The organism is Vibrio sp. St2 (assembly GCF_947311885.1).
Taxonomy (GTDB): Bacteria; Pseudomonadota; Gammaproteobacteria; order Enterobacterales; family Vibrionaceae; genus Vibrio; species Vibrio coralliilyticus.
The window spans coordinates 530487-545601 of sequence record NZ_CAMZNA010000002.1 but is presented as its reverse complement, the minus strand read 5'-3'; the positions used below and the strand labels follow the sequence as shown (position 1 = coordinate 545601).

Below are 15115 nucleotides of genomic sequence, written 5' to 3'. Positions count from 1 at the left end.
TGCTATAAAAATAGAATAAACACTCAATGCTGCGCTGGATAACAAAGATAAAAACCTTCCTCTGCGCGTCAAGCTTGATCGTATCCATTGCCAGTGATGCGCATCCCCATCCCGTGGAACTGGAACTCTACACTCAGGAATTTCCACCGCTACAGGTGGAAGTGGATGGTGTGGCAGAAGGTTATGTGGTCAAGTTTGTCGAAGCTGTGGTACAAGACGCTGCTCAATCCCTGCCGATGGAAGTTCATCAGGTGCACTTCACTCCGTGGAAGCGGGCAATGCGAATTACGCAGAATCGTGCGAACGCCTTGTTCTTCTCTGTATCGCGTACGCCAGTGAGAGAGGATAAATTTCATTGGATTGGTGAAGTCTCTCCCTATGAAGTCGGGATCTATCGTCATATTACTGGGCCTAAATTAGAAACGGATGAGCTGCAGGCGCTCAAAGGCTATCGTTTTGGTGCACAAACCGAGGGTTCATTTGAAGAGTTGATCGAGTCTCTGGGCTTTCAGCGGATTATCCCTGTTAACTACGGTAAAGATGCGATTCGTTTGCTGCGTGCGAATCGGGTCGACTACGCACCTTTAGTAACGGTCAGTTACCCCTATCGTATGGAACAATATGGCTTTGATCCCGATAACTTTGTCGAAGTAATGAAAGTGAAGCAATTGTGCAAAGCGCTGTGGTTAGTTACGGGGAAACAAACATCACCAGAGGTGGTGAGCGCTTTAAACCACAGCTTTGAAACGTTGAAAAAACAAGGGAAGCTGGCGGCTTTGATTGACGCTTATCAGCCGGATAGCGCGGTGATGCTTCGTTATCGAAAACAGGCGGCTAAGCGATAAAAAAGGGCCTGAAGACAGGCCCGAATGGATTTACAGCTCTTCGCCGTAGATGTCAAAAGAGAAGTACTTTTTCGCAATCTTGTCATACGTACCGTTGGCGCGAATGGCGACAATGGCTTTATTGAATTTCTCAGCTAGCGCTTTGTCATTCTGACGTAATGCCAACGCTGTTCCCTCACCTATGTAGGCTTTGTCGGTAACAGGCTGACCGACAAATTTGAAGCCCTGACCAATGTCTTTGGCCAGAAACGCTAAGGCTAGCTGATCTGAATTACCAAAAGTCAGATCCAAGCGACCGTTTACCATATCAATGTAGACTTCATCCTGACCGGTATAACGTTTGATCTCTGCAACGTCACCGAACTTGTCCGTCACGTAGCGATCGTGAATTGTGCCACCTTGAACACCGATGACTTTGCCTTTCATCCCTTGCGCTGAAATGTCGACTTTAGCGTCCGTCGCTGTGACAAAACGAGCCGGAGTCTGGTAATACTTGTTGGTAAACAGCACACGCTTTTTGCGCTCTTCTGTAATACGCATCGAAGCCATGATGACATCCGACTTTCGTGCCAGTAGGCTCGGAATGAGCGAGTCCCAGTTTTGGGCGACCCAAGTACATTCCAGTTTGGCTTCAGCACACAGTGCGTCGGCAATTTCGATGTCGAACCCTGTTGGGTTGCCGCTTTGATCTTTGTAGTTAAACGGCGGGTAAGTGAAGTCGGATGCCAGACGTACTTGCTTTGCAAAAGTGGGTGCAGACAGAAGGGCAGCAGTACAAGCAATGACACTAAGCACTTTTTTCATGTTCGAAATCCTTATCTTCGTTTTTCGTTGATACTGGGTCAGCGAAGTGGCTAATGATGGTAGCGACTTCCTGCATAGATTCTTGTGAGCCAATCGTGATTCTCACGCAGTGTTTCAGGCTCGGTTCATGTGATTGATTGCGGGTGACAATTCCAGCTTTAAGCAAGTAGTTGAACAGATCGACATCCGGTCGGGTACGAATCAGCACGAAGTTGGTGGAAGAAGGGTAGACCTTTTCAATCCAACTTAATGACTGGAGCTGGTCAACAAACCAATTTTTAGTGGCGATCAACTGCTGAGTACTTTGTGTCACTTTGGCCAACCCTTCTAGGCTCAGTGCGTTTAACACGATTTCGGCTGAACTGTCTGGCATTGGGTAAGGGGGAACCATTTTATATAGGTAGTTCATCACAGATGTATCAGCGATGATGAAGCCACATCGCACTGCCGCAAGGCCAAAGGCTTTAGAGAGAGTACGAATAACAACCAGATTAGGGTATTGGTCGATTAAGCTGACAACGCTTTCTTCAAGTTCAAACTCAATGTATGCCTCGTCCACGACAATCAACGCCTGATCTTGCGTTTGGTCGAGAACAGACAGTACATCTTGTCGACTCAGCATCTGGCCTGTCGGGTTATTGGGTGAACAAAGAAACACCAAGTTTGCCGACTCCGCCGCTTTCACAACACCGTCCACATCCAGAGCAAAATCCGGCGCAAGCAAAGGGACGTCAATGGTTTCAACGGCAAGTGAATCAGCACAAAATTCATACATCGCATACGTAGGGCTACAGATAGCGATGCGGCTTTTACCCGGTTGGCAGAAAGTGCGCACGAGAAGGTCAATGGCTTCATCAGCGCCTCTCACTGCGAGAACGGGCTTTTGGGTGTGGCAGTAATCCTGATAAGCAGAAGCGATGTCCTGAGGCAAAAAGTCAGGGTAACGATGGTAAGCATTTTGTTGGTCACTGAAATGCAGTGGTTGCTCTAACTCGTTGGCGTTGAGCCACAGTCGACCAGAACCTCCAATTCGCCGTGCGGATTGATAAGGTATTAATTTTTTTATGTTATCTGGTGCAATCTTGTCTGCCAGTGACGCCATTTCAATATTCCTTTACTGCATAATTAATCGAATTGAAATCAAATTAATAACTAGAATTTCTTATTTGATAAAAATGTAGTCAAAAACCTATTTGAGTAGAATCGAAATAAAGGCATACTAGCTATGCAAAAAATGCATAGCTAGTATGGTGGTAATGATGCGCTTACCTTCGACGAAAAACTTACAGGCATTCTTGGCAACCGCCGAATACCTTAACCTGACCCATGCCGCCGAGTCGCTCAACATGACGCAAGGCGCGGTCAGTCGGCAGATTCAGTCTCTCGAATCTTTGATGGGAGTGAGCTTGTTTTATCGCCGCGCTCGAGGGCTCGCCCTGACGCCTGAAGGGAGTATGTTCATTCCACTCGCGCAGGACATCATCAAGCGCTTACAAAGATCGGTGAGAGAAGTGTCCGAAAGTGCCAACCGTGTGAAACTGCTGGCACCAAGTTGTATTACCACTTGGTTACTAGCGCGCTTAGCTAATTTTCAGCAGGCTAACCCTGAAGTGAATGTCGAACTGAGTTCAACTACTAAGCACCAGTTTCATCCGGACTTTGACAGTTTTGATATGGTGATCGTTTATGGTAAGCCAGTGCGAAGCAAGCAGGTCTCCCAAACCTTGTTGTTTGACGAAATTCTCGCGCCCGTTTGTTCTCCTCAGCTGTGGTCACAGTTCGTTGAGCCAGATGAATCTCTACACGACAATTTGGTTAATCGCTTTACTTGGTTACATGCAAACCCAGAGCAGTCTGACTGGATGCTTTGGTGCAACAGTTGTGACGAATCTACACTTAAAGGAAAAGGGAATCAGACGTTTGCTACGTTAGATCAGGCGATGAACGCGGCTCAGCAGGGGTTTGGGATGACCGTGGGAGATGTGACCTTGGCGGAGCAGGATATAAAGTCAAATCGCTTGCTCTGCCCGTTTGATAAACGTATCCGATCTGGCAATAGTTACTTTTTGCTTTCGGCCAATCAAGAGCCGAATGAATCGGTCAAAGCGTTATCTGACTGGCTGGAGCAACAATAAGGTAAGTTATGGAAATCTGTGTATTAGGGACGTCATCAGGCACACCGACCAAAGCCAGAAATGTCTCTGCAACGGCCGTGATGGAAAGCAAGGGCAAAGGTTGGTTTCTGGTTGATTGTGGTGAAGCTACCCAACACCAATTGCTGCATACGCCTTTGTCTCTCAATTACCTTAAGGCGATTTTCATTACTCACTTACATGGTGATCATTGCTACGGTTTACCGGGCTTACTTGCCAGCGCTGGTATGAATCGTCGTTCAGACCCATTAATCATTATTGCGCCGAAAGGGATTCAAGAGTGGCTTGAAGCGACAATGCAATTTACTAAGCTTCACCTGCCTTACGAGCTTCAGTTTGTCTCTGCTGAATCTTTACCCTCAATGACGATCGGTCAATTCACCATTTCATTGTGTGAATTAGAGCATCGCGTGCCTTCCTTCGCCTATTGTTTTTCTGAAAGTACGATTAAAGCCTATCTAGATTTTGACAAGCTGGCACAGCAAGGTGTTCCTCGAGGCCCGCTATGGGGGCAATTAGTCAAAGGGCAAAATGTCGAACATGAAGGCAAAACGCTGATCAGCGAAGAGTTCACCTACTTAGAACACGGGCCAAGAAAGCTTGTTATCGCCGGTGACAATGCCGATCCTGAGTTGCTCAAACAATTGTGTGAAGAGTGCCATTTGCTGGTGCATGAGTCGACTTATGCCCAAACTTTCGCCAAGCAGGCAAAAGAGTTCGGCCACAGCTACGGAAAGTTGGTTGCGGAGTTTGCTGAAGCCGCTGGTATCCCTAACTTGATTCTCACCCATTTCAGCCCACGTTATCAGCTTCACCCTGAAGCAGAGCTGCCAGTCGAGATTATTCGCTCAGAGGCTGAGCAGGTATATTCTGGCAACTTATTCCTTGCACAAGACTTACTGCGCTATCGGATCGACAAACAGGGGAAAGTGACATTAGTCGATCCACCTATTTCATCACCACCTGATTGAAGTCTATCCAGCCGTTAGCAAGCAGTGCAGGCGCTGTCACGGTGTCTGAGATATTGAGGTCCTGCTCTACATGAAAGAGTGGTTGATAAATGCCATTTCTGATTAAGCTTTTCTCAATCTTTTCAAACTTTTTGAGTCTCGCAGCTAGCTTAGGTTGTGCCATTGCTTCAGTACATTTCTGCTTGATCCAATGTTGCTCTTTATCGGTCAGGCAGGCGGTAAGAGCACTGGTGTTAAATAGCCATCCTAACCAAGACATTTCAGTATCTTCACCGAACACTTCGCCACAAATGATGACATCCGCTTGAGATAAGGTACTGAGTTGGTCAAACACGGGGTATTCATGAACGGTCAGTTTGGCATCTATGCCTAACTTTTCTAGCGATTCAACAACTAACCGAGCGGTTTCTATATGGGTTGCAAGTTGGTAGGTGACGACAGAGAGAGGCGCTTCCGGCATAGGGAGCGAACGAATATGTTCTGCAATTAAATCTAACGCTGATGGTTTGAGTGACTCGGGAGAAGACATCATGCCGCTCGCTACAGCGAGCGCTTCACACTGTTGTGAATGCGGTGCGCCCATATGAGATAAAACCTCTTGCAGCACAGCCCGATGAGCTCGTTTGGCCATCCATCCATTACGATTCACGTTGAATGTTGCGTAGACACAACCTTCCTCCCATTGATTTTGCGCACGGAAGCCAGATGCGTGTCCTTCACGTATGTGGCTGCCATGTACGACATGACTGTTAAGGTCAAAGTTCTTAGCTTTATCACCAATGTTCCAGATCTCAATACCGTCTATCCAAGGTCTGAACCCGTGATAGTGTGGATTAACGGTCATCAGTGTTCGCCACTCAGTTTGCTCTTCTAAGCAGAATGGACCAGTTCCGACGATTTTACCTTTGATTGCTTTGGTGATGCCCATAGCAGAGTGTGCCAGCAGTTTAGGCAGTAGACTCGGCATTGAATGGCTGACAAAGTGAATAGATAGGTCATCGATTACGACGACGTCATCGATAAATTCGAACAGAACTTTGCAACCAGCGTCTGAGCTCATCAATCGCTCAAAGTGAGCTTTGATATCCTGAGCCAGCAAAGGACTGCCGTCCTGAAATTTAAGCCCTTTGCGTAATGTTATTTCAAGTGTGTGGCCGCTCAGCTTCCATGAGTGTGCCAGATCAGCTTGTATGCCGAGATTATCGGTATTGATGGTAAGCAGATTGGCATAAAGATAGCGTGCAAGGTGGATTTCTGTTCGCCGCGTGATAAAGACGGGATCTAGGCAATGAGTGCCGCGGTAGAAAGGGATCTTTAGTATATGTTTTGACTCATCTTTTGGCTGAAACTGAGCGAGATAGTTTTCTAGAAATAGATCGCGATGTGCGTCCTTGATCAGTACCAGAGCCTGTGCGATTTTTCCTTCCTCTAATAGACGAAAAGCTTGTTGCTCCAATCGTTCGTTTGGGCACTTCAATAGCTTTGCATTGGGTAAATTACCTCGGCCTACCCCCGGCTGCCACTCGAGGAAACGTTCTTTGATCAAGCGTTTAATGAGTAATTGGGCATTGCGTCTTGTGCAGTCCAGTGATTGGCTGAAATTGTCCAAGGACATTGGCTGCCATTGATCAAATTGCAGATTATCACGGCAGAACGCGAGGGATTTCCAGTAACGCATAAAGGTGAAATTCCTTTTTCTTATTTCTATTTTTCTTCATCTTTTGGTTCGGATAATAGTGGATTCTTATCAGGAAGAAAGGATTATTCGATGGAGACGTTATCTCACCCTCAAAATTCAGTGTGGAAAAATAGATCGTTTGTGGTGCTCTTTTCCAGCGCATTGTTCGTGGCGTTTAGTGCCCAGATTTATAATTTGGCATTGCCTTTGTTGGTGTATGAATTGACTCAGTCGTCTCAGATGATGGGCTGGATGCGAGCAGTTGAATTCCTACCTAATTTATTGCTGGCGCTGTTTATTGGTGTATGGGTCGATAGAGTCGACAAAAAGCGCTGGTCTCAAATGATGTTGTTAGGCCAGTTGCTGATGGTATTGAGTTGTTATTTTGCGGTGGAATGGTTGGATAACCCGCTCTGGGTTCTTTTTCCGTCGGCGTTTTTCATGATGGCGTGTAATTACGGTTATCACAATGCACGCATGGCGATGATGAAAAACGGTATTCCTCATGAACTGCAAAATACTGCTATTGCGCGCATGAGTTCGCTGAGTAGTTTTATGGAAACGGTTGGACCGGTACTTTCTGGTGCGTTGATGCTCTTGTCAGCGATTCATAATGTCTTTCTTGGAGTGGCAGCGATGCTGGTACTGGCCTATTGGCAACTGGAAAAGTTAGCTTTAGTGAAACCAGAGCCGAAATCGCATCCCCCCGTGCTAAAAGCATTGGCAGAAGGGTGGGCGATACTGCGTGCTGAAACCAATATGTGGTACATCACCTTGGCCGTGATGGTAATTAACACTACAGGTGCAATATTCTGGATTCAGTCGATTTTCTATGCGAAATCCACTCTCAGTCTGAATTCAGTTGAAGTGAGCTACTTGATTGCCGCTTCGGGTGTAGGTGGCTTATTGGGTTCATTTACCGCAGATAAAATACGTACCAAGTTTGGTTTAGGCCAGTTATTGATTGCCTCAATTGCGTTGGAGGCGTTTGGTTTCCTCATTCCTCTGGTGCTTCCCGGAGTGTGGAGTCTGGTCTTTGCCTTCTTGTGGATTTCTGCCATTGGCTTATACAGCTCGATCTGCATCTGGAGTTACCGCCAGGAAGCGTTCGATGAGCAATGCCTCGGCAGGCTGACGGGAATTACGGGTTCGTTGTTTAAGTTGCTCATGCCGTTTGGTTTAGCAGCGTCAGGGTATATGGTTGCTAGCTTTGGTGAGCAAGCGGTGTTCGTTTCATGCTTTATACTTCAACTCTTGGTCGCACTAATCTTATTATTCAGCCGAATTCGATTTATTCAATAATCATCATTGTTGTGTGGTTTATATTTTGAATGCAGTGTGCTATCTGCGTGCTTATAAATATTATTTTACTCATTTATTTTTAATGAGATTAATATTTAAATAAATATCTTTCTATGATGGTTTGTCGTCTAATCTCTTACTGCATTCAATAATTAACTGATTTTATTGATTGAATTGGAATTAGATAGTTCTATCCATAATGGTTATTTGTATTATACAAATAACCATTATTCTTATCGTGACGTTGTAATCTATATATTTAACACTATTTGTTTTTAGGTTGAATTTAATTAATTTATTTTATGATTGATAAAATAAATGCTAATCATATTGTGCGCTTGTTTGGTTTATTAAATAATTATTAAGAATAGTGAGTATTAATTCTAATTGTTAATGATATGTTTCTCCCCGGCATTTATAAAATGCCACGATAAGGAGAATCATAATGAAAATAGCCAAGCGTTTTTTGGCAGTAGCCGTGGCGAGTGCGATGTCACTATCTGCACATGCCGGTGAGTCAGTTTATTTAAGCAAACCAATCAACTTTACATCATTTTCTGGGCTGAATTCTCAGCTTGGTGTCGACAATGCTTCCAGCTTCAAAATGGTAAAAGAAGTGAATCTGAAGAAGCGCGGCATCTACAAAGTTAAAGTCCAGCAAAACATCTGGGGAGTGCCTGTTTGGGGCCACTACCTAAACGCAACGCAAAGTGCCAAAGGCGGCGCCCTAAAAGCTGTTCAGGGCAAATACGTTAAGATGGCCGGCGTTGATCGTAAGTTCGTAAAACCTTCTTTAAACCGCGCACAAGCACTAGAGTTAGCGAGCAAAGATCTTAAAGCTGGTGTTGCTGCGAGCCCATCTTTAGCGAACGCAAAAGACGATCTTTATGTATATCAAGACGGTGATAAAACTCGTCTGATTTACGTAATCTCTTATCTGATTGAAGGTAAAGCACACCCATCGCGTCCGTTTACTATGCTGGATGCACACAGCGGTGAAATCATCGACCGTTGGGAAGGTATTGCCCATGCCCAAATCGGTACTGGTCCTGGTGGTAACGAGAAAACGGGTCAATATGAATACGGTACTGATTACCACTATCTTGATGTGACGGAAAACGGCACTGAATGTGTAATGGAATCCGATAACGTTGTAACTGTGGATCTAAACGGTGCAACTTCAGGTACAACGCCTTATTCCTACGAATGTCCGCGCAACGAGCACAAAGAAATTAACGGTGCTTATTCTCCACTGAACGATGCGCATTACTTCGGTAACGTTGTATTCGACATGTACAAAGATTGGTTTGATACAGCGCCGCTGACATTCAAACTGATGATGCGTGTTCACTACGGCAACGGCTACGAAAACGCCTTCTGGGATGGTCAGGCGATGACCTTCGGTGACGGTGAAAGTTACTTCTACCCATTGGTGAGTCTGGATGTGTCTGCGCACGAAGTCAGCCATGGTTTCACTGAGCAAAACTCAGGTCTTATCTACGCGAATCAATCTGGTGGTATGAATGAAGCCTTCTCAGATATCGCTGGTGAAGCTGCTGAATACTACATGAAAGGGACCAACGACTGGATGGTCGGTCGTGACATCTTCAAAGCAGACGGCGCACTGCGCTACATGGACGATCCTTCACGTGACGGTTCTTCTATCAACCACGCTTCTGATTACTACGATGGGCTGAATGTTCACTACAGTTCTGGTGTATTCAATAAAGCTTTCTATCACATCGCTACCACTCAGGGTTGGGATACTAAGAAGGCGTTCGAACTGTTTGTTCTGGCTAACCAGATCTACTGGGCAGAAGACAGTGACTTCTGGCAAGGTGCATGTGGCGTGAAAAACGCAGCAGATGACCTAGGTTATAACTCTGAAGACGTCGTAGCAGCGTTTGGCGTTGTGGGTGTTGAGCCATGTGCAGAGCCACCGCTACCGCCAGAACCAGAGTATCAGCGTCTAGAAAATGGCCAAGCCGTTACTGTTGCTGGCGGTACAGGTTCGAAGACCTACTTCGACATCGAAGTGCCTGAAGGTAAAGATAAGCTAACAGTCGAACTTGGTGTTTCAACTGGTGACCCAGACATCTATGTTGGCCTTGACTATGCGCCAAGCTCGCAGGAAAACATCTGTAAGAGTGAGTCGGTGACTGATGAAGTTTGTGTCATCGAAAACCCAACGGCTGGTCGTTACACCGTCAACGTATTCGGTTACTCAGAATATGCCGATGCAAACCTAAAAGCATCGTTTGATTCTGGTAGCACTAACGTTCCGCCGGTCGCTTCATTCGATCACGTTGTCACAGGCAAGAAAGTTGACCTAACCAGCACAAGTAGTGATAGCGATGGTGAGATTGTTTCTTACCAGTGGAACCTTGGTGACGGTAACTCTCAGTCAGGTGCAGTGGCTAGCCACACTTACGCGGCAGCTGGTGATTACGTTGTGACTCTGACGGTAACGGATAATGCAGGTGCTGCAACGACTACCAACAAGACCATCACAATTGAAGATACGGCAACAGACGCGTTCCCACTCAAACTGCAATTTGGTAACAAGCAGCCTAATGGCAAGGCACGCGTTAAGCTGGCTTGGGAATACCTAACAGACGACTACTTTGTTGTGAAACGTAACGGCAAAGTGGTGGGTGCAACTGAATTTACTTCTTACGTCGATAAGTTCCGTCACAACGGCACGATTGATGTTGAGTACCAAGTATGTACCTCAGGTGACGTTTGTTCTGAAACGAAGCGCTACCGCTTCATCAAAGCCAACTAATCCATTCTAAAAACGACAGGGCTCCGAATGGAGCCCTGCTTTGTATCACGTCTACAGAATTTACAAGGAACTCAGTTCTGCTATGAAAAAGACATTATTAGCTTTAGCTCTATTTGGGAGCGCTTCTGCCTTTGCAGCATCAGATGCCAACGTATTGAAAGATGGGGAAGTATGGATTACCACGGATGCTGATGCTCAGCATTTGATAACGCAGCATGGTGCAGCGGTATTTAGCGGCTTTGCAGCAAATCCAAATGCTGTGGTTGCCAAAATCAATGAGAAGCAGCTGGCGGCACTATCCAGTCATATGCATGAAGCGAAACACCGTTGTGGTGGTTACATGGTGCATGAGGACAAGGCAAGCGCAATGAAAGCGGCGGGTATGCCACTGTCGATGAGTACGTTTGAGAAGCCGGTGATCAGCCACCACGATACGGTCGAGTCGTTGATTGCGCAAGTTGAGCCAAACAACATGGTTACTACCATTGAAAACCTAACCAGCTTTACTAACCGTTTTTATACCACTTCTACGGGTATCGCTGCTTCGGACTGGTTGCTAGAGCGCTGGCAAGAAGAGATTAAGGATGTACCTTATGCCTCAGCTCAGCAAATCTCACACAGTGATTACCCACAGAAATCGGTTGAAGTAACTTTAGTCGGTGCCAAGCATCCAGACGAGATCGTTGTGGTGGGTGGTCACCTAGATTCAACAGTTGGGTCATGGACAACCGAAGGTACAATATCACCGGGAGCCGATGATGACGCTTCGGGTATTGCAACCGTGACAGAAGCATTGCGTCTTATGATTGCTAGCGGTATCCAGCCAGATCGCACCATCAAGTTCTACGGCTATGCTGCAGAAGAAGTGGGCTTGCGAGGTTCTCAGGACATCGCACAAACGCTGAAAGGCGAGCAGGCGGATGTTGTCTCTGCTTTGCAACTGGATATGACCAACTACAACGGTTCGGCTCATGATATTACTTTCATCAACGATTACACAGACGCGAATTTAACGGAATTTCTCAGCGAGTTGATTGATACCTACGCGAGTGAAATTACTTATGATTTTGACCGCTGTGGCTACGCCTGTTCTGACCACGCTTCATGGCATAACGCTGGTTACCCGTCAGCAATGCCATTTGAAACCATGTTCAATGATTACAACCCGCATATCCACACTGAGCACGACACGTTGGAGAATTCCGACCCAACCGCAAGCCATGCGACTAAATTTGCTAAGTTAGCCATCGCATACTTGGTGGAAACCAGTTTGGATGAAGCAGAGTCGCCAGTGAAGGAGCTGGAAAACGGTACACCAGTGGAGAACCTGACATCCGGTTATTTCGATGAACAGTTCTTTGTTTTCCGCACTACAGAGCCGGGCGAAGTAACGATTTCCATTACAGGCCCACGCAGTGGCGATGCGGATCTATACGTGACCTATGAAGGTCCGGTTTCGAAAACAGAATATGACTGTCGTCCGTTCCAGAATGGCAGCAACGAACAGTGCGTGTTTAACAAACCAGCTGGTGAGTTCAACATTATGATTCGTGGTTACCGCAACTTTGATGAAGTAGATATTGTGGCTAGCTTTAGTCCTGAGAACGCTCAGGACCAGAAGCAATAGTAACGTAAAGAAGTCCACCAATTGGTGGACTTCTTTTGATGATGAATCGTCACCGGATTTCGTTTTAAATTAAGTTAATGGAAGATCTGGCTACTGAATCTCATCATTTTGCTCTGGCCCATTAATTGGCGAAAAGATTCCTGATCGAGTTTGATCAAGGTTTCATGATCGCCTGCTTCAAAGTAGACGTAGTTCTGGCGAGTCAACACTTCATCATAAGTGGTCGACATATGGTAGGCGCTACCAACAGGTGGTATGGCACCATTCTCACAATCGTCGAACATCTCATAAATCTGCCGCTCTTTAACAAGGTGGAAATTGGCATTTAGCTCGTCATTTAGCCGGGACAAGCTGATCTTATTGTTGGCGGGTAAAACAGCCATCATGTGATGACCATCGTGATCTTCCAGAACGATGCCCTTTGCCAGACACACCAAAGGTATACCTGCAGCAACACCGCTCTGAAGTGAGCTTTGGCTGTGGCTATGCCTGACTGTCTGGAACGGGATATCGTGTTCGCTTAGATATTGGTCTAATCGTGTTGCAATACTCATACAAACCTCCATGTGCCTGGGGCCCATGTTGAGTATAGGTAACGAACACTTAAGTCACCATTTGCGCTTTTCGACTCGTGTGAAGGCTGCTTCGCCGTAAACCAATCTGTTGAATTTGGATCTATATTTATACACATATGCAATTACATGGATGTAAGTTCAGTTGCTTAATAAGGCGCTGAAAACATATAGGTGTTATGAATTCATTGTTCGTATTTTTGTGTACGTTGCTGGTCCTGCTGATGCAGGTCGGCTTCTTGCTGCTTGAAGCTGGCACTGTACGACGAAAAAATACGGTCAATGTCGCGGCTAAGAATTTAATCGACTTAGCTGTGGTTCTGGGACTGTATTGGCTGCTTGGTTACGGCATTATGTTTGGTGAATCATGGCAAGGACTGGCAGGCACTAATCAGTTCATGATCCCGCAATTTGATGCTATTGATGAGGGTGCATTTTTCTTCTATCAGATGGTGTTTTGTGCCACATCGGTTACGATTATTTCCGGTGCTATCGCAGAGCGAGGTAGCCTCAAGGGCTATATCGCGATTTCTGTTCTGGTTGCTGCCTTTATTTACCCTGTTGTGGGTCACTGGGTGTGGGCGGAACAAGGTTGGTTATCGCAATACGGCTTTGTCGATTTTGCTGGTTCGACAACGGTGCATGCGGTGGGAGGCTGGGCGGCGTTAGCCGCAGTGATTGTGATTGGACCAAGGTTGAACCGTTTCAAAGACGGGCAGGCTTTTAATCACAGCAGCTTGGTACAGACGGTCGCAGGTGTCGTATTCCTATGGATTGGATGGTTGGGATTCAACGCGGGCAGCTCGCTTGCATTTAGTTCAAATACTTTCAATATTATCCTCAATACCATACTCGCTGGAGCGATGGGCGGATTAACGTCCGCATTGGTCTCGCTTCACTTGATTAAGCGAGTGCATGTTCCTCATTTCTGCAACGGTATTCTTTCGGGACTGGTGGCAATTACCGCGAACTGTAACTTAGTCAATGCACCTAGTGCGGTTGTGATAGGTATGGTTGCTGCACTGATTTATACCTTGACCAACCATTTGTTAATTCGAAAGAAAATTGATGATGCAGTTGGAGCAATCCCTGTTCATTTGGCAAATGGTATCTGGGGGACCTTGGCTGTCGCTTTATTCGCACCTCAAGACGCATTTTCTGGAGTACTGATAGCGGAAGATAGAACCAGCCAGTTACTGATTCAGATATTCGGTATTAGCGCGACCAGTGCATTCGTCTTTCCTATCAGCTATTTGAGTTTCTACCTGCTTAACAAAGTAATTTCTTTGCGAGTGAAGCAGGAAGAAGAGGTTATCGGTCTTAATATCTCTTCTCATGAAGCGGGCAGTGATCTCTATGATCTCGTCGCTGTAATGCAGCATCAGGAGGCGAGCGGTGATTTTACACAGCGAGTCGATTACGATCCGACATCTGAGATTGGAATGATTGCCCGTCAATACAATCGGGTGTTGTCACGCTTCGAAGAAGCATTAGTGAAGGTCACCAAAAAGCATCATTCTCTTGTTGAGTCGAACCAACGTATCAAGGATATGGAAGCTAGGCTAGAGAGAGATGAGAAGCTGTCGAATCTCGGTCAGGTAAGCTCTGGGCTTCTCAGAGAAATCAATGAACCTATCAGCTATGTCTTGAGCAACATTAATACGCTTAAAGACTACAATCGCTTTTTCAAAGTCTTAGTGACAGAGTACAAAACCTTTGCTGCGGTTGCGTCGGCACATCCTGTTGTTGCGAAGGAAGTGTTGAGCCGAATTGATCGAATTTGTGAAGAAGAAGATCTCGACTTTGTCTTCGAAGACAGCGATGAGCTTATTAAGGCAACGTCGGAAGGGGCTTTGAAAATTGACAGCATACTTTCTAATATCAAGACGTTTTCAGATTACAGTGATGAGCAATTCGACTTAAGAGATATTAACGTCATTTTGTCATCATCAATTGAAAGCCTCTCAGATCGTATTGAGTCGAACTGTCGGATTATTGAGTCTTACGATGCTGAAAATGCTTTAGTTTCATGTAGTGCACATCAACTTGAACAGCTCTTTGTTAATTTACTGCAGAATTCGTTACAGGCAATTGGCCGTGAACTCGGTGTAATCAAAGTGATGACGAGCCTTTGTGACAAAGACGTAGTCGTTCATATTGTGGATAGTGGGATCGGTATTGCTGAAGAAAATCTGCCTCAAATCTTTGATCCCTTTTTCACCACTCGCATGGACATGAGCAACACAGGGCTAGGGTTATCTATTTGCCATGGGGTGGTGAATAATCATGGGGGCAAAATCGATGTAGTGAGTAAAGTCGGTAAAGGCACCAAATTCACTGTGCGCTTACCTATATCAAACCATCACTAGTGGCAGGGA

11 protein-coding genes are annotated in these 15115 nt (G+C 45.8%); 7 read left to right on the top strand and 4 right to left on the bottom strand.

The genetic code is table 11. From position 1 onward, the window contains the following. Positions 1 to 26: 26 nt before the first annotated feature. Positions 27 to 845, top strand: coding sequence for a transporter substrate-binding domain-containing protein (locus QMA41_RS08930; protein WP_281629421.1), 819 nt, complete (start codon positions 27 to 29; stop codon positions 843 to 845). A gap of 30 nt (positions 846 to 875) precedes the next feature. Here the strand turns inward: QMA41_RS08930 and QMA41_RS08925 are convergent, their stop codons facing one another. After that, entirely contained in the window at positions 876 to 1649 is a 774-nt protein-coding gene (locus QMA41_RS08925) for an ABC transporter substrate-binding protein (protein ID WP_281629420.1), read from the bottom strand. Beyond that, positions 1633 to 2751 carry a histidinol-phosphate transaminase gene (hisC, locus tag QMA41_RS08920; protein WP_281629419.1) on the bottom strand — a complete coding sequence of 373 codons (1119 nt, stop codon included), beginning with the start codon at positions 2749 to 2751 and terminating at the stop codon, positions 1633 to 1635. Before hisC ends, QMA41_RS08925 begins: the two co-directional genes overlap by 17 nt. 157 nt (positions 2752 to 2908) lie before the next feature. On the opposite strand from hisC, the gene QMA41_RS08915 reads away from it, so the two are divergent. Both QMA41_RS08915 and QMA41_RS08910 read left to right on the top strand, forming a co-directional pair. Further along, complete coding sequence (locus QMA41_RS08915) at positions 2909 to 3784, top strand: LysR family transcriptional regulator (RefSeq protein WP_281629729.1); 876 nt, start codon at positions 2909 to 2911, stop codon at positions 3782 to 3784. Between the two features lie 8 nt (positions 3785 to 3792). Next, the gene (locus tag QMA41_RS08910; protein WP_281629418.1) at positions 3793 to 4773 is read left to right on the top strand and encodes a ribonuclease Z; all 981 of its coding nucleotides are present in this window, start codon (positions 3793 to 3795) and stop codon (positions 4771 to 4773) included. Here the strand turns inward: QMA41_RS08910 and QMA41_RS08905 are convergent. Next, positions 4751 to 6451, bottom strand: a complete 1701-nt coding sequence (locus tag QMA41_RS08905) for an ABC transporter substrate-binding protein (protein WP_281629417.1) — start codon at positions 6449 to 6451, stop codon at positions 4751 to 4753. The genes QMA41_RS08910 and QMA41_RS08905 overlap by 23 nt on opposite strands. Before the next feature lie 90 nt (positions 6452 to 6541). Between QMA41_RS08905 and QMA41_RS08900 the strand changes: the two genes are divergently transcribed. The 3 genes from QMA41_RS08900 (at position 6542) to QMA41_RS08890 (ending at position 12165) form a co-directional block, all read left to right on the top strand. Further along, entirely contained in the window at positions 6542 to 7753 is a 1212-nt protein-coding gene (locus QMA41_RS08900) for an MFS transporter (RefSeq protein ID WP_064486616.1), read from the top strand. Between the two features lie 445 nt (positions 7754 to 8198). Beyond that, positions 8199 to 10538 carry a M4 family metallopeptidase gene (locus tag QMA41_RS08895; protein WP_281629416.1) on the top strand — a complete coding sequence of 780 codons (2340 nt, stop codon included), beginning with the start codon at positions 8199 to 8201 and terminating at the stop codon, positions 10536 to 10538. 82 nt (positions 10539 to 10620) lie between these two features. Beyond that, the gene (locus QMA41_RS08890; protein WP_198561923.1) at positions 10621 to 12165 is read left to right on the top strand and encodes a M28 family metallopeptidase; all 1545 of its coding nucleotides are present in this window, start codon (positions 10621 to 10623) and stop codon (positions 12163 to 12165) included. A gap of 74 nt (positions 12166 to 12239) precedes the next feature. Here the strand turns inward: QMA41_RS08890 and QMA41_RS08885 are convergent, their stop codons facing one another. Further along, positions 12240 to 12719, bottom strand: a complete 480-nt coding sequence (locus QMA41_RS08885) for a YbaK/EbsC family protein (protein WP_038160013.1) — start codon at positions 12717 to 12719, stop codon at positions 12240 to 12242. Between the two features lie 197 nt (positions 12720 to 12916). Between QMA41_RS08885 and amt the strand changes: the two genes are divergently transcribed. Next, positions 12917 to 15106, top strand: coding sequence for an ammonium transporter (gene amt / locus QMA41_RS08880; RefSeq protein WP_281629415.1), 2190 nt, complete (start codon positions 12917 to 12919; stop codon positions 15104 to 15106). Positions 15107 to 15115 lie beyond the last annotated feature (9 nt).